The 22048-nt window shown below is 43.2% G+C and carries 20 protein-coding genes; 12 read left to right on the plus strand and 8 right to left on the minus strand.

All coding sequences use genetic code 11. The features are described 5' to 3' along the window. The first annotated feature begins 17 nt into the window (after nucleotides 1-17). Nucleotides 18-482, plus strand: coding sequence for an anaerobic ribonucleoside-triphosphate reductase-activating protein (gene nrdG / locus OO184_RS04280; protein WP_265378124.1), 465 nt, complete (start codon nucleotides 18-20; stop codon nucleotides 480-482). 2 nt (nucleotides 483-484) lie between these two features. Here nrdG and OO184_RS04285 read toward each other — a convergent pair whose 3' ends face one another. Continuing rightward, nucleotides 485-916, minus strand: a complete 432-nt coding sequence (locus OO184_RS04285) for a YhbP family protein (RefSeq protein ID WP_265378125.1) — start codon at nucleotides 914-916, stop codon at nucleotides 485-487. Nucleotides 917-1039: 123 nt separating this feature from the next. After that, on the minus strand, nucleotides 1040-1291 hold the full coding sequence (gene bhsA / locus OO184_RS04290; RefSeq protein ID WP_049585126.1) for a multiple stress resistance protein BhsA: 252 nt from the start codon (nucleotides 1289-1291) through the stop codon (nucleotides 1040-1042). A gap of 274 nt (nucleotides 1292-1565) precedes the next feature. Here bhsA and OO184_RS04295 point away from each other — a divergent pair, with 274 nt between their 5' ends. Next, on the plus strand, nucleotides 1566-1880 hold the full coding sequence (locus OO184_RS04295) for a GIY-YIG nuclease family protein (RefSeq protein WP_265378126.1): 315 nt from the start codon (nucleotides 1566-1568) through the stop codon (nucleotides 1878-1880). Here OO184_RS04295 and OO184_RS04300 read toward each other — a convergent pair. Beyond that, nucleotides 1849-2352, minus strand: coding sequence for a GNAT family N-acetyltransferase (locus OO184_RS04300; RefSeq protein ID WP_265378127.1), 504 nt, complete (start codon nucleotides 2350-2352; stop codon nucleotides 1849-1851). The genes OO184_RS04295 and OO184_RS04300 overlap by 32 nt on opposite strands. Further along, nucleotides 2346-2642 carry a hypothetical protein gene (locus OO184_RS04305; RefSeq protein WP_265378128.1) on the minus strand — a complete coding sequence of 99 codons (297 nt, stop codon included), beginning with the start codon at nucleotides 2640-2642 and terminating at the stop codon, nucleotides 2346-2348. Before OO184_RS04305 ends, OO184_RS04300 begins: the two co-directional genes overlap by 7 nt. Before the next feature lie 620 nt (nucleotides 2643-3262). On the opposite strand from OO184_RS04305, the gene OO184_RS04310 reads away from it, so the two are divergent. The 7 genes from OO184_RS04310 (at nucleotide 3263) to OO184_RS04340 (ending at nucleotide 13423) form a co-directional block, all read left to right on the plus strand. Beyond that, entirely contained in the window at nucleotides 3263-4207 is a 945-nt protein-coding gene (locus OO184_RS04310; protein ID WP_265378129.1) for a prenyltransferase, read from the plus strand. 20 nt (nucleotides 4208-4227) lie between these two features. After that, nucleotides 4228-6732: a hydroxymethylglutaryl-coenzyme A reductase family protein gene (locus OO184_RS04315; protein WP_265378130.1), complete on the plus strand. Its 2505-nt coding sequence runs from the start codon at nucleotides 4228-4230 to the stop codon at nucleotides 6730-6732. Between the two features lie 163 nt (nucleotides 6733-6895). After that, a complete protein-coding gene (locus OO184_RS04320; protein WP_265378131.1) occupies nucleotides 6896-9640 on the plus strand; it encodes a phosphoenolpyruvate synthase in 2745 nt (914 codons plus the stop codon). Then, on the plus strand, nucleotides 9633-10688 hold the full coding sequence (locus tag OO184_RS04325) for a hypothetical protein (RefSeq protein ID WP_265378132.1): 1056 nt from the start codon (nucleotides 9633-9635) through the stop codon (nucleotides 10686-10688). The genes OO184_RS04320 and OO184_RS04325 overlap by 8 nt, the downstream gene beginning before the upstream one ends. Continuing rightward, nucleotides 10685-12271, plus strand: a complete 1587-nt coding sequence (locus OO184_RS04330; protein WP_265378133.1) for a fatty acid CoA ligase family protein — start codon at nucleotides 10685-10687, stop codon at nucleotides 12269-12271. Before OO184_RS04325 ends, OO184_RS04330 begins: the two co-directional genes overlap by 4 nt. Further along, a complete protein-coding gene (locus OO184_RS04335) occupies nucleotides 12268-12891 on the plus strand; it encodes a CDP-alcohol phosphatidyltransferase family protein (RefSeq protein WP_265378134.1) in 624 nt (207 codons plus the stop codon). The genes OO184_RS04330 and OO184_RS04335 overlap by 4 nt, the downstream gene beginning before the upstream one ends. Then, entirely contained in the window at nucleotides 12881-13423 is a 543-nt protein-coding gene (locus OO184_RS04340) for a CDP-archaeol synthase (RefSeq protein ID WP_265378135.1), read from the plus strand. The genes OO184_RS04335 and OO184_RS04340 overlap by 11 nt, the downstream gene beginning before the upstream one ends. 110 nt (nucleotides 13424-13533) lie before the next feature. Here OO184_RS04340 and OO184_RS25040 read toward each other — a convergent pair whose 3' ends face one another. The 4 genes from OO184_RS25040 to OO184_RS04360 all read right to left on the minus strand — a co-directional run bounded on the left by OO184_RS25040 (nucleotide 13534) and on the right by OO184_RS04360 (nucleotide 17348). Next, nucleotides 13534-13671 (minus strand): helix-turn-helix domain-containing protein, encoded by a 138-nt coding sequence (locus tag OO184_RS25040; protein ID WP_312023687.1) that lies wholly within the window; start codon nucleotides 13669-13671, stop codon nucleotides 13534-13536. Nucleotides 13672-14078: 407 nt separating this feature from the next. Next, nucleotides 14079-15224: an ABC transporter permease gene (locus OO184_RS04350; protein WP_265378136.1), complete on the minus strand. Its 1146-nt coding sequence runs from the start codon at nucleotides 15222-15224 to the stop codon at nucleotides 14079-14081. After that, the gene (locus tag OO184_RS04355; RefSeq protein WP_265378137.1) at nucleotides 15224-16369 is read right to left on the minus strand and encodes an ABC transporter permease; all 1146 of its coding nucleotides are present in this window, start codon (nucleotides 16367-16369) and stop codon (nucleotides 15224-15226) included. Before OO184_RS04355 ends, OO184_RS04350 begins: the two co-directional genes overlap by 1 nt. Nucleotides 16370-16376: 7 nt before the next feature. Next, on the minus strand, nucleotides 16377-17348 hold the full coding sequence (locus tag OO184_RS04360; RefSeq protein ID WP_265378138.1) for an HlyD family secretion protein: 972 nt from the start codon (nucleotides 17346-17348) through the stop codon (nucleotides 16377-16379). 235 nt (nucleotides 17349-17583) lie between these two features. On the opposite strand from OO184_RS04360, the gene OO184_RS04365 reads away from it, so the two are divergent. The 3 genes from OO184_RS04365 to OO184_RS04375 all read left to right on the plus strand — a co-directional run bounded on the left by OO184_RS04365 (nucleotide 17584) and on the right by OO184_RS04375 (nucleotide 21973). Then, entirely contained in the window at nucleotides 17584-19281 is a 1698-nt protein-coding gene (locus OO184_RS04365; protein ID WP_265378139.1) for a sensor histidine kinase, read from the plus strand. Nucleotides 19282-19283: 2 nt separating this feature from the next. Further along, complete coding sequence (gene btsR / locus OO184_RS04370) at nucleotides 19284-20000, plus strand: two-component system response regulator BtsR (RefSeq protein WP_265378140.1); 717 nt, start codon at nucleotides 19284-19286, stop codon at nucleotides 19998-20000. A 170-nt stretch (nucleotides 20001-20170) separates the two neighbouring features. Then, nucleotides 20171-21973, plus strand: coding sequence for a carbon starvation CstA family protein (locus OO184_RS04375; protein ID WP_265378141.1), 1803 nt, complete (start codon nucleotides 20171-20173; stop codon nucleotides 21971-21973). The last annotated feature ends 75 nt before the right edge of the window (nucleotides 21974-22048 follow it).

Below are 22048 nucleotides of genomic sequence, written 5' to 3' on the forward strand. Positions count from 1 at the left end.
GAAGGCAGACTGACAAAGTGAATTATCACCAATATTACCCTGTTGATGTGGTCAACGGCCCCGGAACCCGCTGTACACTATTTGTCGCCGGGTGCGAACATCAATGCCCCGGTTGTTATAACAAAAGTACCTGGCGAGTGAATTCCGGCCAACCATTTACGCAGGAGATGGAAGACCATGTAATTTTTGATTTACAGGACAAGCGCATTAAACGGCAAGGGCTATCTTTATCTGGCGGCGATCCCCTACACCCACACAATTCACCCGCGATCCTGAAATTGGTAAAACGGGTTAAAACAGAGTGCTCAGAAAAGGACATTTGGCTTTGGACAGGTTATCTGCTAAGAGAACTTAGCGAAATTCAACGGGAAATTGTCAGCTATATTAATGTGCTAGTGGATGGCAAATTTATACAAGATCTTTATGACCCCGGTTTACTGTGGCATGGTAGCCACAATCAGATTATTCATAAATTAAGATAATTTTATCGCTGCCAGCAGATTTTCTTACCAAATCCAAGCGTATTATCAGTCATCTTTATTTCACTGAGATTCAGTTGCCAAATAGGAGTTTCAACAGCAATTGCCACAGGAAAACGACGGCAATAACGTGCTCTGGCAACTTTATCTTTTTCACCCTCAAGACGAATAACTTCCCCTTTGAACTGAATTCCTTTTATCTGTGCAATATTTCGAATCTGCCCGGCAATGGTACCTGCAACCTGCGGGTTTACCTGCATCATTTCACCGTGGCGAGTATGAAGTTCAGTCATAAACCAGAAAGCGATCTCATCGGCATTGAAAACATAGAAGCAACTTGCACACCAAATATCATCACTCGTTGCTGTACAAAGTGTTAGGACATGCTGTCTTGCAAGGTATCTGTGGATAATCTGAAAGTTTTCAGTGGTGTTCACTCTTTCTCCAATAGCAGGATTATATCTGCCTGGAAGCCCAGAACCACGCCGGGATAAACATCATCCTACGGCGTGTTCTGACATCTCCTGACAGAGCCAGGGTTCAGTATGTTCTACTATAAATTAGTTATAGATTTCAGCAACACCTGATAATTGATTCTTACCGCTAGCAGAAATAATACGGAAAGAAGATGCCCCTGCTTTGTCAGCTTTTTTGGACAATTCGGCACTTAGGGTTTCCAAAGTATCAGCCCCCGTTACAGAAACTACACCAACTTTAGGAGAAGAAGAGGTTTGAACTTCTTTTGCCGCCATACTGCCAAAAGAGATAGCACTTAAAGCTAAAGCAACAGCGATATATTTTACGTTTTTCATACTATGATCCTTGATCAATTTTTAGTGGAATGAGTTACTCTCTGTGATATGGATCATAGTATGCTCTAAAGGCCGGAATAAAAATTAGCAATTATTGCTATTCTATTTCAATTTTTTTGAATAAATAATACAACGTATCGCAAATTGATAAGTAACGGGATTTATAAAACTGTTATATTATAATAAGTTAGACTAAATTATTCAGAAAAATGATATAGAAAAACGTTCGAGTGAAATATAGATATCAAAAATAGAAAATTCAGAAAAAAATTATATGGCCGAAAATCAATGGGTTCTTTACTTACTAAAAACAAAATCAGGCATGCTTTATACCGGGATAACGACAAGTATTCACCGCCGTTTTGCACAACATGAAAACGGAACAGGAGCAAAATCACTGAGGGGGAAAGGACCGTTACAGCTAGTTTTCAGTTGTCATGCTGGAGATCGCTCCAGTGCATCACGTCTGGAATATCAAGTAAAACAATTAAGCAAACAGCAGAAAGAGAGGCTGGTTATTTGCCAGCCCGTCTGTATAGCAGAATATTTAGCATCAATTAGAAACGGCCAAAGTGTGGGGAGTAAGTAACCAATCCCTGATGATCAGCCAAAAAACTATCAGCTAATTCATATACCTGGAAATGAGATTCATACATCGGCCACTGGCAATACAACTGGTGCTCACTGGCAAGCATAAAACCAAACCGGCGATAATAGTGTGGATCACCTAAAACAACGACGACGCCATAACCAAATTCATTCAGGCTATCCAAACCTTCATACACCAGCTTTTCACCAATCCCTTGCCGACGATATTCCTCAGCAACCGCTAGCGGCGCCAGACCAACCCATTGGTGATCTTCACCATTAATATCTACTGGACTAAAAGCCACGTAACCGATTACCTGGCCTTCATCATCTGTGGCAACCATGCCTAACGTCAGCAATCCATCTTCCCGCAATTGCTGGACCAACTCTGCCTCTGCCGGGGTATCAAAAGATTTCCGTAGTAACTGATCTATTCCCGCCGCATCGACCGGAATTTCTACCCTGATCAACATGACAATCGCGCAGGATCGTACTGATCCACGCCCTCCAGCAAACTCTCTTTTATATATTCAGCCAATTGCAATAAACCTGCATGAAGAGCAGAAAGCATGAATCTGAACGCTATTGCATCTACCCAATTTTTAACATTCCCCCCTAATTCTTTACGGGTAGTTGTTAAAATCAGATCATCGGCTTCGTCACTGAAACTAACCTCTTCCTGCTTATACTGGTTGACAACAACATAACTATCACAGACAGCAGTAAACCAGCGCAGAGTAAGATTGTGGATTTTTCCTAACACAGCTCAGACTCCTTACTTAATAAAGTAACGTAGCTATTTAGCCAAAATATATCGGCCTTCCCCGATCCTACATCAAGAATCCAATACAAACCTAACTGTAAATATTACCTTTTAATTATTGGGGCAATATCTGACTATAAACTGCGCTAAGTCAAAACATCACATCACTCAGTCAATTACAATTACTAATCATTTATTATTTTATCCCGGTATTTTATATGGAGAAACTTTGTCCTACAAAAAATTTATTTACATGGCAAAGTTGTTGTAGATAACAAGCAGATACCCATCAATATCAGCTTGGAATATGATATCGGCGCTCGTCGTTTTTTGATCTAAATCAGAAATAAAAATTCATATAAACATACAGTTATAGAAAAAAATGTAAACATAAGTTGCATACTAAAATTAAAATTTACACATACTGATTATAGCCGACCGCAAACTTTTGGCTTAATGTATGACACAAGTCCATACGTATTCCCTAAGTTATTTAGAGAGATAACGCTAAAAAGCACGTATAGACTTCATATAAGATTTGCTTTTGGATTGATTATCCTCGGGCTTAATTGTCACGAATGTATATAGTTTAATCTTTATACAAAAAATAGGAATGATGTATGGAAAGCCAAGATATTTATTCAAAATTCATTGGTAAGAGGATAAAGCTATGGATGGATGAACGCTTCCCGCTACAAAATGCGCCGCTTTTCTTTATCTTTTATATCATCAGCTATTCCGTAGCTTTTTATTCAATAGGAGAAAATCCAGTTTTATCATGGGAGATCCTGCTCGGTTGCTTGATGTCCTTCTCCTATTTTTTACTATTACGGATATTCGATGAACATAAAGATTATCAACTGGATTGTGAACATCATCCACAGCGAATTTTACAGCGCGGTATTATTACGCTGAAAAATCTACGAGTACTTGGTATCTGTTGTATCGCATTGCAATTAGGTGGAAGTCTATTTTTAGATCGGGGAATTGGTTCAGTTACTTTTGCCTGGCTGTTAGTTTTCATCTGGACCTGTCTTATGGGGAAAGAGTTCTTCATCGGTGAATGGTTAAACCAACACCTTACTTGGTACGCTATTTCCCATATGCTAGTAATGCCGCTCATTATCTGGTGGTTGGGCAACATCGCCAGCCCTGACCTCAAACTGACTTTTCCAATATGGGTTTTAATGGGGTTATGCTTTTTCTCTGGATTTAGTTTTGAAATTACACGCAAATGTAAAGGCCCAGACGAAGAACGCCAGGAAATACCAACTTATTCATCTATTTTCGGCAGAAAAGGAGCCGTCGCTATTATCGCAGCGTTACTCACTGTAATGTTGGCGTTACAAATTTGGCTAATCAATATCACCACTGATGGTATAGCGTTATGGGCGTTAATTATCTTGGTCGTTTGTTATGTATTGTGTCTATGGCAATTAGGCAAATTCCTCTATAACCCCACCATCCAAAATCGCAAACGCGATGAAGCTGTCGTGGGAATATTCATGGTGCTAGGTTATTCCGTTTGCACTGCCAGCATCTTAATAAAGCTTGGGTTTGCTTAGGCATTAAAGGAAATACAATTATGTTGCAAAAAATTCTCCAATCATATGTACGTGATGCTTCAGATAATACCACGGCTCACATAGAAAACTGTGCGCGAAGTTCTATTCTAGAATTATCACGCGACATATTCAGCATTAAACACCAAGAAGCAACCCAAACAAAATTATTGCCCCGCCGCCACCTCTATACCTATACCGAGGAAGCTCGGCAAAAACGTCTGGATTATTTAGCAAAACATACCGGACATACATTGGAACACGTGGCGGATACCCATCTGGATGCAACGAAATTAACAAAAACCATTGAGGGATTTATCGGTTCAATAGAAATCCCTGTGGGAATTGCCGGCCCCATCTTGATAAAGGGACAATATGCTCAAGGGGTATATTATGCGCCACTTGCCACCACAGAAGGCGCTTTAATTGCATCAATATCCCGTGGTTCCTCGGCCATTATGCAATCAGGGGGTACAACTGCGCGTGTACTTGGTCAACGTATGATACGTGCCCCTCGTTTCGAATTTTACAGCGTCTCGCACAGTATTATGTTCAGTGATTGGATCAACGAACATATCAGCGAACTACGGAATGAAATTGGACGCCATTCTAAACATGCACAATTGTTGGAAATAAAACCACAAATCATCGGACGCAGCGTCCATCTGCAATTTATCTATAATACAGCAGCAGCGGCAGGTCAAAATATGACCACCATCTGCACCTGGTATGCATGTCAGTGGATCCAACAACAGTTAGCCAAAATGGCGTTTATACCACTGCGTCACTTTATGATCGATGGTAATACTTCGGGCGATAAGAAAGTAGCTTATCAATCTTTCATCGAAGGACGTGGAACACGTGTCGTGGCCGAAGTTTACTTAAATGCTGAATCCTGTCAGCAAATATTGCGGGTCACGCCACAACAACTCGTCACGGCTTATCATCATATCTGCGAGGGAGCGATCGCCTCAGGGATGGTCGGCGTAAATATTAATGCCGCAAATGTCATCGCCGGAATGTTTACCGCTTTAGGGCAGGACATCGCCTGTGTACATGAATCTTCAGTCGCCCATTTGCACATGACATTAACTGCCGACAATCGCGTCTATTGCAGTGTCACACTACCCTCTTTGATCGTTGGCACCATCGGCGGCGGAAGCTATCTACCACATCAACGTGAATGCCTGAACATGTTGGGCTGCACCGATGAAAACGGCACTGCCCGCCTGGCTGAGATCATCGCCAGTTATTGCCTGGCCCTTGATATTTCAACTCTGTCAGCGATTGCTGCGGATGAGTTTGCTCAATCGCATGAAAAACTTGGTCGCCACCGTCCTGCATCCACTAGCAACATTGTTCCGCACACCCCGCAGGAACTTGATTTGTCATTTTTCCAACAAGCAAGTTTTAACCCTGTCTTACAAGGGGCCCATTTGACCACAATCAAACCCAAGTTTTCTGGCAATGATGAACACAGCATGCTGACACATCTGAGTTCGAATTATGCGGAACGTTTAATTGGTCTATTTCCTTTTTCTATGACGACATCCGCACAGCATGATTTACCCGTGATGCTGAAACTGAAACCCTTGGGGACGGAAGTTGTCAAGATGGTACTGGATATCGCCAAACATTGTTCTCCTGAGTTGTTTGCCGTTTTCCAAGATTTTGAACATCAGCTTGAATTTAACCAAAGCCATAGCCGTGAATTGGCTATTATGAATCAGCAAGATCCACGGTTGATGCGCTATATTCCCGTTATCTACGGTGTGATCGAAAACGAAGCAACCGGAACTTATGCCCTGATTGAAGAATTGCTCCACGATATGGTGTTAATGAACAATATTAATTTGGAAACACCTTGGGAGCAGCGCCACCTTGAAGCCGCCATTCGAGGAGCCGCCGATATTCATTCTATCTGGTTGGGACGAGAAGAAGAGCTCACGTGGAAATTCCCACAACTGCAAATTCCGAATGCCAATACGGTTTCCCAAATGAAGCCCTTGTGGCAAAAATTGGGCAATTTTGTCCACCAAGCATTCCCTGAGTTATTCACCGCCGAAGAAGAGAAAGATTTCCAATACTGGGTAGACAATGCCGCCACCTGGTGGGAAGAAATCGAACAGATGCCAAGGACATTGATCCACGGTGATTTCAACCCACGCAATATTGCCTTCCGGCAACAGGAAACCGGATTACGTTTATGCGCTTGGGATTGGGAGTTGTCTACTGTGCATCTACCACAACGCGATCTGGCAGAACTTCTGGCTTTTAGCTTAGACCAACAAAGCGATGCGGATAAGGTGGCCTATTATATTGAACTACATCGGGTTGAGCTTGAGCAAAAATCGGGGTTCTCTCTTGATCCAATAAATTGGCGTCGTGGCTATGAATTAGCGCTGCGTGATTTATGGATAAGAAGAATTCCGCTTTATATGATGGCACACAATGTTGTTGGTTATCCATTTATGGAGCGCACAATGAAAACTCTCCGCTGGCTTATTTCATTGACACGGAATCAATAATCAACCGAATAAACTATTTAATTTTACTCTTCCTCTAAAATAAGGGTGCAGCAATAGCTTGTAATACATTCATATCTTATTGATCTATTCACGCCAACAATATTACGTGCAAATAAGACCATGATGTAAGCAAAGTATACTATTGCTGCATTGGTGGAATAATATGAAATATCTCTACACTCAAGATAACGCTATTGAATTGGCGGAACATTCCTTAGGTGGCAAAGCGGCTAATTTATTATGGCTTACGCAAAATGGTTTTCCTGTACCTAATTATTGGATAATCAGCAGCGAGGTATTAAATAACCTACTCATCAAAGATACATTTGCAAGCAACGTCATAGAACAGTTGGCTACCGTACCAGATGATATCAATCAGGAAAAACTCGATGCTATTGCTGCGCCATTGCGTCAGTGGATACAGTCGATTCCATTGCCTACTGAATTAGAAGAAGAATTGGCTCTCTTATCAGAAAATCACCCAGATATATTTTTCGCCGTTCGCTCATCAGCCATCGGCGAGGACGCCGCCAATGCCTCTTTTGCCGGGCAAATGGACAGCTACCTATTTCAGCGGGGTAAATTAGCACTTGCGAATAGTTTACGTGCCGTGATGGCCTCAGCTTTTAACACGCGTGCATTACAATATCGCCTACACAAACGGCTACCGATGGGCAATATAAGTAGTGCTGTCATCATTCAGAACATGGTTGCCGGTGAGGTCTCTGGTGTCATGTTTACTGCACACCCAGTTACCGGCAGCAGGCAACATTGCCTAATCTCATCTGCCTGGGGCACCGGAGAAGGCGTGGTTTCTGGCGAATGCGATACCGACGAATTCTCAGTTCATTTCTCTACGCCTGAGATTGAACGTCATATCACACAAAAAGAGACAGCAACTGTTTTCGATACCACCAATGGCAGCGGTACAGTAACAATACCTGTCGCGGAAGAAAAACAGTGGCAGCCGACCTTACTCGATAATGAAATCTATGCATTACGAAATATTGGCAAAAAAATAGCGGTAGAACGCGGATGCCCACAAGATATCGAATGGACGATTCAAAACCATAAAATCTTTATTCTACAAACCCGACCAATAACCCGATTGCCACGTCTGGATGATAAAAGCGAACGCCATATTATCTTCGATAATTCCAATATTCAGGAATCTTATTGTGGAATAACAACACCACTGACTTTCTCTTTTGCTCGTGCCGGTTATGCCACCGTTTATGAACAGACAATACGTGCCTTAGGTTGCTCTGATAAACAAGTTAACCAACATCGCTCCATGTTGGAAAATATGCTCGGTTTAATTAAAGGCAGGATCTATTACAACATCAACAATTGGTATAAAGGGCTATTATTACTCCCCTCTTTCCAAACCAATAAAAAAGATATGGAAAGAATGATGGGGTTGGAAGACCCGGTTGATTTTGTTGAAGATAAAACACTGTCACTGGGCGATAAAATAAAGAAATTGCCAAAAATGGGCTGGGCACTTCTGCGCCTGTTATATGCCTTTAGGACGATGGATCAACGGGTAGAACTATTTTTAGAGCAGTTCAAATGGCATGCCGCCGCCATAAAACAAACAGAACCGCATAATTGTAACAGCGGCCAACTGATCGAGAAATTGAAATATCTGGATGAACATCTGCTACGACGCTGGACAACGCCGATTCTGAACGACTTCTACGTGATGATGTTTAATGGCCGGGTGAATCGTGGGCTAATTGATGCCGGTATTGAGAATTCATCCGCATTACTAGGTGATCTTCTCTCTGGGGATGAAGATATTGAAAGCACCCAACCAACCAAAGTGCTGTTAAAGATGTGCCAATACGCACGCCAGCATCCTGAGTTGTGCAACCTGTTAACCCACGGTGATGCTCGTACCCTACTGACCCAAGTGCGCCAACTCGATGAATCATTCCACCAGCAGTGCATTGATTATATTAAAAAATATGGTGATCGCACGATGGGTGAATTGAAGCTGGAAACCATCACGCTAAAACAAGATCCCAGTTTTCTATTTCTGATACTAAAAAACTACCTTGCTATTGATACTCTCACGCCAGAGACCCTATCTAGCCGGGAAAGAAAATTGCGTACTCAGGCCGAAAATACGGCATTTCAACAAATACACGAGCGACTTGGCTCCAGACGTATGAACGCTTTCAAAAAGAATTTGCAGAAATTGCGTCAGGCGATACGCCACCGGGAAAATATGCGTTTCACCCGGACCCGTATGTTTGGACTATACCGGGATATTTTCCTACAACTTGGTCAAGCCTATGCTCTAGAAGGTATTCTCGCTGAACCCCGCGATATTTTTTATCTCACATTAGAGGAGATCTACAGCAGCTACGAAGGAACGGCAATACAAACCCAACTTAAGCCTTTAGTTGCTATACGCAAGCAAGAATATGCCAGCTACGAAACCGAGGATGAACCCGCTCATCACCTTTTCATTAGAGGTTCGCTATATCAGCAACAAGATTACAGCTATCCCTATCGGGAAAAACAAACCCCAACTGATAGCAACGTGCTACAGGGCATAGGTTGCTACCCGGGGCAGGTTGAAACAACTATCCGATTAATTAAAAACCCACAAGATGAAATGTCGCTGGCAGGTCAGATCCTGTGTACTGTGCGTACCGATCCCGGTTGGGCGCCGTTATTCCCTACAGCGGGCGGATTACTCATCGAACGTGGTTCGACGCTCTCACATTCCGCTGTTGTTGCTCGTGAACTGGGAATCCCCGCCATCGTCGGTATTCCCGCCGTCACACAAATTTTGAAAGATGGCGATCGAGTACGCATGGATGGCGCAACTGGGAGCGTTATTCGTTTGCACGACACCACCACAGAAGAACTGACATCAAGGAGTGAACATGTCTAATATCTTCATGGGAGAATGGTCTCCGGCCAATCCACTGCCCGAAGGTTTTCTTGACCTTCCATCAATTATTTATCGCGACTGGCCGCTATGGCCCGGCGAAGACCGGGAAAAAGTACAACAGCAGTTCAGCCCAGAGAATTCCTGGTTTGATCACAGCAAAGCTTGGATTGGCTGTATTCCGGGGAAAGCCCGCCTTGCTGGCTTTTTAGTACCTCATCTGGTTGATGGCCGCTCTGCCGCATTTTTCGGTTTTTGGGAAACTGATCATGACATAGCAAGCAACATCATGCTGTTTAGCGCCCTAGAACAATGGGCCAAGGAAAATGGCGCGCTCAATCTTTACGGGCCGATTAACTTTTCAACCTTCGGGCATTATCGCGTTCGGCTTGATCATTTTGATGTGCCCCCCTTTGAACATGAGCCTTATAACCCTCCTTACTATCCTCTTTTATTGGAAGGATTAGGCTTTGAAACTCGCTATCGCTATACCTCGATATTCGACGATACCCAAGCAATAGCAGTCAACTTTCAACGGGCTCATCAACGCGCACAAAAACTTCCTGATGTTCAAGCAACATTATTACCATTAACAACAGAATTATGGATGCAAGAGCAAGTTAAACTTTATTCTTTTATCGATTCGGTGTTTGGTGAGAATTTCGCTTATACCACACCATCTTGGTCAGCATTTCAACAGCACTGTGGTGAGGAGTTTATTAAACCTTTTTGCCGTTACCCTGCATCATTTCTGGCTAAAACTCCTGGTGGCGAAATTGCCGGGTTAATTTTGAGTCTGTCAGTCCTGCAAAAAGGTCAGCCCGCTATCGGGCTGTTAAAAACGGTGGCAGTCGCACCGCAATACCGGGGCAGTCGGTTATACAGCACGCTGTATTGCTCATTTGAACAGAGCGCCAAACGTATTCACCCCCGTCTGGGAGGAGTTCTAATGCGTGAAGATAATACCTCGCTCAAAACCGCAGGGCGGCTTTTCAACACACCGGCTGCCACCAAACATCAATACGCGCTTTACTACAGGAGGATCGCATGACGAATATTTGTCAGCCCATTGTCGATGTAGCCCAAAAACATCCTGAGCATCTAGCGTTGCAAGCGCCACATTCACTGGATCACGGTAGAGGTTTAAGCTTTCAGGAATTTTTTTCTCATGCCTCCCATTTCCAGCATCAGTTAACCCAAGCCGGGTTCGTCGCTGGCGATCGCTTATTGGTGATTATTCAACCAGGATTAGTACTTTATCCATTGCTTATCGCCATTCTGGGGCTAGGGCTAGTTCCAGTTATGCTTGAACGCGGGCTTTCCAAAAAACAACTGAGGGAGATACTGCGCCGCAGCAAATTATCGGCGGTGATCACTCAACCTACGTTAGGAAAATTCTGGTTTCTGATCCCTGAACTGTGGCGACTGCGACGTTTTGTCATCGGACAACGTATCTGGGGCATGAAAGCGCTGGAAACACCCAGTCAACATTTATCTCTGAATAGCTTTATCTGTCGAGATTTACCGCTGGATACAACTGGGTTAATTACTTTTACCTCTGGCTCCACCGGCATACCCAAAGGCGCAAACCGCACCCATGACAGCCTGCTAGCACAACTTGATGCCATAACAGCGCTTTTTTCCGAGGGAAAGAGTGAGATTGACCTACACAGTTTCCCCGTTATGGTGCTGCACTCATTGTGCTGCGGCAACAGCAGTATTCTGCCTGATTTTGACTTTGCCCATCCCGCAACCGTCGATCCGCAGAAGATCGTCAGGCAAGTGCAAGACAACGGCGTTACATGCCTCAGCGGCGCTCCCGCCTATATGAGCAAAGTCACCGGTTATGCTAAGAACAAAGGATTGTCATTCCCCAATGTGCGAACAGTCATCGTAGGTGGCGCGCCTGCCAACAAGGCTCTGCTTGAAAACTGCCTGACCGTCTTTCCACATGCTCGACATTTGGTGGTCTATGGTTCCACCGAGGTTGAACCGATCAGTACCGTCGAAATGACGACTCAATTAAACCACTGGGCAGCTCATGATGGTTATCTGGTCGGAAAACCGGTGACACAAGCAGAAATATGTATCCGGGAAATAACAGCTAATCCCCAACAAATTATCCCATTGCCTGCCGGTAATGCTGGTGAAATCTTGGTTGCTGGGCCTCATGTGCTCAAAGACTATATTGATAACCCTCAAGCAACGAAAGAAAACAAACTCCCACGTAAACAGGGAGGTATTTGGCACTGCACCGGTGACGTTGGCTATCTGGATACCACAGGACAGCTCTGGCTACTTGGACGGGTAAAAGACAAAGTGGTGTTAGATGATGGTCGTATCATCCATCCCTACGTATTGGAAAAAAGGATCAATGAACTGCCTGAGGTCACTCAAAACGCATTCGTGTTACATCCTTTAGGCGGAGCCGCTCTGATACTAGAAAGCGCCACACTACCGACAGATTTACCCGCCATTTTAGACGAGTTGGATCTGACACGAGTTACCCGTATTTATTATATTAATTCTATTCCGGTCGACATTCGCCATAACAGCAAAATAAACCGCATTGCATTGATCAATATGCTCGCGAAAGGCCAATTATCTTCCGTTCCACACAAGGAAAAATTATGAACAATAATCATTTCATCATTAATCTAAACAGAGCAGACTATATTACTATTGGCGGGGCGGTATTTAGCGCTCTCTCCGTAGCAGCAGCATTACAACATTGGTATTACTTAGCTATTGCGTTTTTATATCTTGCCATGCTTGGCGACGCGCTCGATGGCATTATAGCCAGAAATTTAAATATTGTCCGCCCATTTGGTCGTTATCTTGATGGATTTATGGATCAACTTATTTACTTGATCTCACCAGCCATTATCCTTTATCTCTCTGGTTATCAATCTTGGTATTCGCTGTTTATTATCTTAATGATCATCAGCGGTTGTCTGCGATTATCTGTATTTAATGAAGTTGGTAATATTCAGAATGAAAATCAACTCTCCTATCTTGGTATGCCCGTATTCTGGAGTTTATTTATTCTCAGTGGTTACGCTTTGGTAAGCTTAGTCTTAACACAATGGTTGGCACATCTTTTACTAACATTAGCGCTCCTTGGATTCAGTATCGCCATGCTATGGAATCACCCGTTTTATAAGTTTAAAAGTCTCAACACTATTATCAGTACAACACTTGTAGGGTTTGTTTTATTTACCGGTCTTCATTTCTGGAGTCTTTATGCTCAATAGTTTTTATCACGGATGGATTTTAATGATCCCCGTCATCCTTGGTGGTTGTTTACATATGGTGATTGTGACGAAAAACTATTTTTCCCACTGGGCTATTCCAATACATCAACGTTATTTCGGTCGCAACAAGACCTGGCGCGGTTTTATTGTTGTACCCATTATTACTGCGCTATTTTCTCTATTGTGGTTAGTTCTCAGCACAGGAACACAGGACTCGATTATTCCCCAGACTATTTCCTCCTGTTTATTTACCGGGTTTCTGGCAGGTTGCGGTTATATTCTTTTTGAGTTGCCAAACTCCTGGCTAAAAAGAAGGCTCGGCGCACTACCAGGGCAACACCCAGAGCAAAATAAGCGATTATTTATTTTATTCGACCAGCTTGATTCCGCTATTGGCGTCACGTTAGTCTATTTTATTTATCTTAATCTTACTTATATCGATGTGCTTTTCTTTTTCCTCTGTTTTTTAATCAGCGCCTTTGTTATTAAAAATATATTATTTTTGTTTTCGCTGAAAAAAACGAGATTCTAAGCGAGGAAATCAGATAGAAATATTGCAGGAAAATGGCTTCCTTTAACGGAAGCCTCTTAGAACAAGTAGATCTTAAGTATCATCACCAACGGAACACGCATTCTGTAGCATTACTTCGCAGTTAAAGATAACTCAACACCGCATGCAGCAGCATAACGTTTAAGTATGTGCCAACTAGCTTTCGTTACATTCTTCTCAATACGGGTAACCGCAGACGGGTTAATTCCCATCCGCTTAGCTACATCTATTTTCTTTAAGCCCGCCTTTTCCCGCCACTCAGTGAGAGTTGTTCCAGCAGCTCATATTCTTCTGTAGCCTCAACATAGGCTTGTATAGCTTCCGGTGTATTAAGAAGACGCTTTCTCACTATTTCAGATAGTGGTGTTTTATCTGTTTTCTTAACAAATATCCAACTGAATTACATAAATAAAAAATTATAACAAGTATAAAAATAGAACATATATACCCAATAGATTTCAAGATGCATCGCGACGGCAAGGGAGCGAATCCCCGGGAGCATAGATAACTATGTGACCGGGGTGAGTGAGTGCAGCCAACAAAGAGGCTACTTGAAAGATGACGGGTATATACACGATTCTATTTGGTCATTTCTCTATCTCATTAGAATAAATCATACATTAGGAAACATAAATCATCATTTAAACACCCTACGCAAATAATAGGTTATTTTCCTGAATTCACCATGACGCACCATAGCTATCAAAATTCCTAGCAGAGTATAAATCACGCCAAGAACCAGCATCATAGAAATATCTCCCAATACACTCTGTAATGGCAACCCCATCTGATTAACGCCAGCAATTGCTTTTGTCGCCCAAGTAGACGGCAAGGCGGAAGAGATTGCTCTTACCCAATCAGGCATTGCCTGTACTGGCCAAATGGTGCCGGAAATATAGAACACAGGCGTTGTAAGTAGTGCAATCGTCAAATAGATCATCTCTACACTACGCATACATTCTGTCACTAATTTCCCTAATCCGAGTACCGCCAACATAAACAGAAAAGTCAGCATTAATAGCAAAGGAATTGATGCTTCCTGCCGATATCCCAACACCCACGGCCAAAGCACAAAAAATATGATGGAGAGAAAAAGCCAGATTGGCAATAACGCCGACAATGCCCCCAAATAGACAGGCAATGGTGGTTTACCTTTCGGCGTACTGCGTATCGTAATACTGACCCGCACACAAGATATCAATAACGAGTGTTGTAATAACATCACCAACAAACCGGGAAAAACAATTGCAGCAAAGCTGACACCTGGGTTAAATAATCCAACAGTTTCACTACGAATCGGCATTAATAATAATTCTGTCTGTTCAGGGCTGAAACCATATTTTAGTAGTAATTTACTGTTATATTCGTTCAATAATTGCCGGTGAGCAGAAGTCAATTCTTGCTGAATTTGTCCATTAGCAAGACGGCTGGTTGCATCGCCATAAATCGGAAAAGTGATATTTTTTCCATTAAAGATATTTTTCTCCAAGTCCGCAGGAATAATAATGATTGCAAAAATTTCACGGAGCAGTAAATCGTGACGGGCATCAGCCAGATTGTCATAACTGTGGACAGCAATTTTGGCCGTGGAGTCGAGTTGACGTATCAAAGCACGGCTAGCAGAGCTGTGATCCTGGTCGATTACGGCAACTGGCAGATCCCATACTGTTGGCCGGACATACACCAGACTCATCATACACAAGGAAACCAGCATCAACATCCACATGGGTTTTTCCAACATTCCCATTAATACCCGACGAAAAGTTTGCCAATACATCTGCATTATTCATCACCTTGTGGCAGGTTAAGCCGTTTAAATAACCGGTTTCGTACTAGCAGAAAGCAAACGACCGGATAAATAAGCAATAAAGCACAAACAGATAAAATACCCAGTAAAGAAACTTCACGTAGAAAAATATCAAACATCGCATTTAGCGCATGCGTCAAAGGCTCAATATTGGCAATTATCCGCGCCGGTAATATCATTGATAATTCTGGCACTGACATACCTGAAAAAGTTGTCGCAATACTCACTAACACCCCAATTAAACTGTAAGCCGTCAGTACGCTATTAGTGAAAGTAAACAGCAACAGGCCAACACTTTGAGCAGCAATAACGTAGAAGAAACCCACTATCACCATATATATTGGGTTACCATTCACTTTTGCATCAAATACACCAATCAGAGCGGCCAATTCAACAATCAGCAACAGAGTAAAAAACAGGGTATAAGGCGCCAGTTTTCCCAACAGAGCAAAAGTAAATGGTTTCATTGTTATCAGCATCTTGCTGCGTGCCATGCTATAAATCGTGCAAGTTACAACAAAAAGCTGTAACAAATGAATTGTGGCCGCAAACTGCTGATAATAGATGTAACTACCACTGGCATTAAAAAGGCTGTCATAAACGAGCGTAACATTGGCTAATGGTGGTAACTGATGGCCCATTTCTATCGCCAATATGGAACGATACTTCGCATTAATCTCTGCCATTAATCCACTGAGATCTTGAATAGAATAACTTCCCGCACCATAAAACAATGCATTGTAATACATACGCACTGTTGGCTGGCGCCCTCTGAGCGCATTAGCTTCAAAATCATGAGGAATATAAAGTAAGGAGTAATCCTTAGCACTGCCAAGCCGTTCAAGAGATTCCTGTAATCCCCCATCATAAGATTTAATCTGCGCATGAGAAGCGGCATCCAGGTTACGTATTAGATGACGTGACAGCGGGCTCTGATCATTATCAACCACCGATACCGGCAGATTGAGCAATGTCCCTTCTGAGAAATTAGCGCTGATCAGCACAAATAGCATCAACGGAAATAACCAGCTTAACCAGTGAAAAACTGGACTGCGAATCACCGCCCGAATTTCTTGGCTAAAAGCGCGTTCGAAACCACGCCATGCAACCTTGCTCCGCATCAGTCACCTACTTATCCCAACGCCACAAGGCACTCATTCCAGGACGTAAACCTTCAATAGGCTGTAAGGAATACAAGCGCACTTCAAAGGTTCTTAAATCGAAATCACCGGTGGCACGAGTTGCACGTTTAGTCGCATAATCACCCATCGGAGAGATATAACGAACTTCGGCTTCGATCTCTTTATCACCTAGCGCAGGAATACGAAGTTTGACTTTATCCCCTTTGTGCACCTTTGCCAGAATGTCTTCCCGCAGGTTATAAATAAAATAAGCTTCTGGTACACGGACTAATGTCACCAAGGGGCTATTAGCATTAAATAATTCACCAACTTCTGCCGGAATCGGCCCAACCTCCCCAGCAACAGGTGCTTTGACCTGTAAATCATCACTCTGGGTTTGTAACTCAATCAGTTGCTGTTCAGCCTGACGTAAAGCTGCTGCATATTTCTGACGCAGTTCAATCCTGTCACCATGCATACCTTCATCCAATGCCGCTTTTGCGCTCTGCATTTTCTGATAGGAAACATCCCTGCTTCTGTGGGCATTATCCAGATCGTTCCGTGAAACATAACCTTTAGATGCTACGTTCTGAACACGATCATATTCACGAACCGCGTTATCGTATTCAGCCTGAGCTTGCGCCAAACCCGCTTCCAGATTCCGAATACTTTCTTCACGTGTTCCATGAAGAGATTGCTCCAATTGAGCTTTGGCTTGATCACGAGCAGCTTCTAGTGAAGCAACCTGGGCCAGTAATTCCGGGCTTTCGAGTGTAACCAGCAATTGCCCTGCCTTAACATCATCTCCTCGTTCAACGTGACGCTCAACCACTCGCCCCTTCGCTTTAGATGCCACAATCACTTCCGGTGCATCAACTTCACCTTGCAACAATAAATATTGGTTATGGGAACGAAATAACACAGCCATTGCTGTGAGCAAAATAACCAGTAAAATCGTAAAAAATGTGCTTTTTTTCATGATGTCTTACACATCCAAAATTACCCGACCTGAAACTAACGCTATAGCTTCGCATTGTTCTACGGAAATTTCTTATATGTTTGTGCGTATAATCACTGACAGAAAGGAAAACGCTTTACAATAGTGTAGTGGTTCATGATTCTTGTCAAATATTAACCTACTTAAACCAAACTCTTAATAATATTATTAGCTGTTTCTGTAAACTAACAATATTCACAATTCTCTCGGAAAGTCTATGTACGCATTTAATCTTGTGTTGTTATTACTACAACAGATGTGTGTCTATTTAGTTATCGCCTGGCTACTAAGTAAAACACCACTATTTATTCCACTGTTACAAGTTACTGTGCGTTTATCTCATAAACTGCTGTGTTATGTCACTTTTTCCATTTTCTGTATTATGGGAACTTATTTTGGTCTGCATGTAGGTGATTCCATTGCCAATACCCGTGCTATTGGCGCAGTTCTTGGCGGACTGCTAGGCGGGCCAGGCGTCGGCGTGCTGGTGGGGTTAACCGGAGGACTGCACCGCTACTCTCTTGGCGGGATGACCGCTTTCAGTTGCATGATATCAACGATTATTGAAGGTTTAATCGGTGGCATTATTCACAGCTATCTGACGAAACGTGGTCAAATAAATCGACTGATTAACCCCTGGACAGCCGCTGTCGTCACGTTTTGTGCTGAAATAATACAAATGGGCATTTTACTACTGCTCGCCCGTCCATACAGTGAAGCATTAACATTAGTCAAAAATATCGCAACCCCTATGATCGTCACTAATAGTATCGGCTCAGCAATGTTTATACGTATCCTACTTGACCGGCGCGCAATATTTGAAAAATACACCAGTGCATTTTCTGCTCAAGCGTTGAAAATCGCTGTCTATACGGAGGGTATTCTGCGAAAAGGATTTAATGAAAATAACAGTATGAAGGTAGCAAAAGTTATTTACCAACAACTGGAAATAGGCGCAGTTGCTATTACAGATAGAGAAAAACTTCTGGCATTTATTGGTATCGGTTCAGATCATCACCTCCCTGGAACACCTATTTCTTCGGAACAATCCCGTCGAGCAATTGAAAATAATGAAGTGGTTTATGCCGATGGCAATGAAATACCTTACCGTTGTTCAATTAATCCAACCTGCAAATTAGGTTCCACACTGGTCATTCCGCTACAGGGAGAAAATCAGCAAGTTATCGGCGCAATCAAACTTTATGAAGCTAAAAATCGTCTATTTAGCTCAATCAACCGCCCCCTAGGGGAAGGTATTGCCAGCCTGTTATCCGCCCAAATCCTCGCAGGACAATATGAACGTAACAAACAATCACTGCTGCAATCAGAGATTAAGCTGCTTCATGCGCAAGTGAATCCTCACTTTTTATTTAATGCCTTAAATACTCTGCAAGCAGTAATCCGACGGGACAGTTATCAAGCGGGTCAATTAGTACAATATCTCTCAACTTTTTTCCGTAAGAACTTGAAACGGTCGGAAGAGATTGTCACGCTAGCTGATGAAATAGAGCATGTGAATGCTTACTTACAAATTGAAAAGGCACGTTTTCGTGATCATCTGCAAATAAGCATTGAACTGCCAGAATCTTTACTTCACGCCAAATTACCCGCTTTTTCTCTCCAGCCAATAGTAGAAAATGCAATCAAACACGGCACATCACAGTTATTAGAAACCGGTAGGGTTACTATTCGTGCTCATCAACAGCATCAATTGTTAATACTGGAAGTGGAAGATAATGCCGGTCTTTATAAATCGGCCTCTATGGGGGATGGACTAGGAATGAGTCTGGTAGATAAACGACTACGACTTCGCTATGGTGAAAATTATGGCGTGCAAATAGATTGCCAACCAGAAAAATTTACCCGCGTAATTTTACGCTTACCACTCATTAAAGAGGCTAATAAAACTGTGTGAATATGAATATATTAATTGTCGATGACGAACCGCTTGCACGAGAAAACCTACGTTGTTTGCTAGAAGAAGAACATGATATTCAAATTATTGGCGAATGCGCCAATGCCGTTGAAGCCATTGGCGCCATACATCATCTAAAACCCGATGTTGTATTTTTGGATATCCAAATGCCACGTATCACCGGATTAGAAATGGTTGGTATGCTCGATCCAGAACATCGTCCCTATATTGTTTTTCTGACCGCATTTGATGAATATGCAATACAAGCATTTGAAGAGCACGCATTTGACTATTTATTAAAACCTCTGGAAAAAAGCCGTCTAACTAAAACCTTACAACGATTACGGCAAGGACATCAGAAACAGGATATTTCCACCCTCAAAGCAGAAGAGCCGCTAAAATATATCCCATGCACCGGCCACAGCCGAATCTGGCTTGTGCAGTTGGATGAAATCCTTTACGTCACCTCCCGTCCAAGCGGAGTGTATGTTATGTGTACCAATGGGCAGGAAGGATTTACTGAACTGACACTTCGCACATTGGAAACCCGCACACCATTGATGAGAAATCATCGTCAATATTTGGTCAATATGACCCATCTGCGCGAAATTCTATTTGGTGATCACGGGCAGGCCGAACTGATTCTACGCAATGGTAAAACTATTCCTGTCAGCCGCCGTTATTTGAAACCACTAAAAGAAGCACTAGGATTGAAGTAACCGTGACATTCATCACATTTTTAGCAGGTTAGTCAGTTCTTACTCACCGCTCACCTGCTGAATCTGACCACTTAACCCGCCATACAACCACTCACTCAGACACTCTCTTATAGCTTCCTTTACCTATGACAAGATACGAGTAAAAATTTATAACTCTCAGGAGAAGAGAAATGCAACATGCTCTCACATTTGTCATTGCAACGTTGTGTATTCTAGTTATCTGCTACCGATTGTACGGCGTATTCTTCGTTAAAAAGGTACTGAAAGCAGATGATAGCGAAGTTACACCTTCCCATTTACTGGAAGACGGTAAGGATTATGTACCCACGAAAAAATGGGTCAATTTTGGTAGCCACTTCGCAGCAATCGCAGCCGCAGGACCGCTGGTTGGCCCTGTGTTAGCAGCTCAATACGGTTACCTGCCAAGTATGTTATGGCTGTTAATCGGCTGTGTTATCGGCGGCGCCGTGCATGATACGGTTGTTTTATTCGCATCAATGAAACATAGCGGTAAATCCCTGTCAGAAGTTGCCAAAACAGAACTTGGCCCAATTGCTGGTTGGTGCACCGGCCTTGCAATGTTGTTCATCATTACGATTACTATGGCAGGACTATCTATGGTGGTTGTTCACGCGCTAGAACGTAATCCCTGGGGAACATTTGCAGTATTTATGACCATTCCGGTCGCAATCGGAGTCGGTCTATGGGAGCGCTTCACAGGTAATATGCGCGGAGCAACTTGGGTAGGTATTATCACCATTATGGCTTGTGTGATTGCCGGCCCTTACATTCAGGCATCTGCTTTCGGTGAGTGGCTGAGTCTGCGTACATCAACTGTCAGCTTGGCGCTGCCAATCTATGCGTTTTTTGCCACCGCTCTGCCTGTATGGATGTTATTGACTCCCCGTGGTTATCTTTCCAGTTTTATGAAAATCGGTGTATTCGGTGCGCTGGTTGTGGGTGTCATCTTTATTAACCCAGAGATCCAATTCCCGGCAGTCACTGAATTTATTCATGGCAATGGCCCTGTACTGGCTGGTCCGGTGTGGCCGTTTATCTCCATCACCATTGCGTGTGGTGCTATTTCTGGTTTTCATGCATTTATCGGCTCTGGCACAACACCAAAACAGATCGATAAGTGGGGTGATATTCTGCCAGTTGGTTTCGGTGCAATGTTGGCAGAATGTGTTGTTGGCGTCATGGCGTTGATCGCTGCCACTTCCCTATATCCTGCTGATTATTTCGCGATTAATTCCACCCCAGAGGTCTTTGCCACACTAGGTATGGATGTTATCCATCTACCACAATTGAGTCAGGAAATTGGTCTGGATCTGTATGGCCGTACCGGTGGTGCAGTTACGTTGGCGGTTGGTATGGCAGATATCTTCACCCGCATCCCTTGGTTTAGTCAGTTAGCCTCCTACTTCTTCCAGTTCGTCGTCATGTTCGAAGCTGTATTTATCCTGACAGCGGTCGATTCTGGTACCCGTGTTGCCCGTTACTTGCTGCAAGATTTTCTGGGCGATATCTGGGCGCCTCTGAAACGCATTAACTGGTTACCAGGTTCCATTGGTTGCAGTATCGTTGCTTGTTTACTGTGGGGCTACCTACTGAATTCCGGCGATATTAATTCAGTCTGGGCGCTATTCGGGGTATCCAATCAACTGATGGCCTCCATCGGACTGATGATTGGCGCAACCATTATCCTACGTCTGTCTGAAAAACGCTGGTATATGCTGACCTGCCTGGTACCACTGGCTTACCTGTACGTTACTGTGAACTACGCTGCTTACTGGATGGTGAAGCATGTTTACTTCAACCCCGCCGCAAAAGGTTTCAACATCTTCAACGGAACGATCTCCATTGTGATGGTTATCCTCGGCGTTGTAATTACGATCTCTTCCATTATGCAGTGGCTAAAACTGTGGCGCACCCGCAGTGCAGGTAATTCAGTTGAAGTACTGAATCACTGATTTTCCTTCCACGTATCAAAAGCTGCCCTCCGTATAGAGCAGCTTTTGCTGTTATAGACATGAATGAATATGTGA

Origin of the sequence: Photorhabdus aballayi (genome assembly GCF_026153155.1) — a bacterium.
Taxonomy (GTDB): domain Bacteria; phylum Pseudomonadota; class Gammaproteobacteria; order Enterobacterales; family Enterobacteriaceae; genus Photorhabdus; species Photorhabdus luminescens.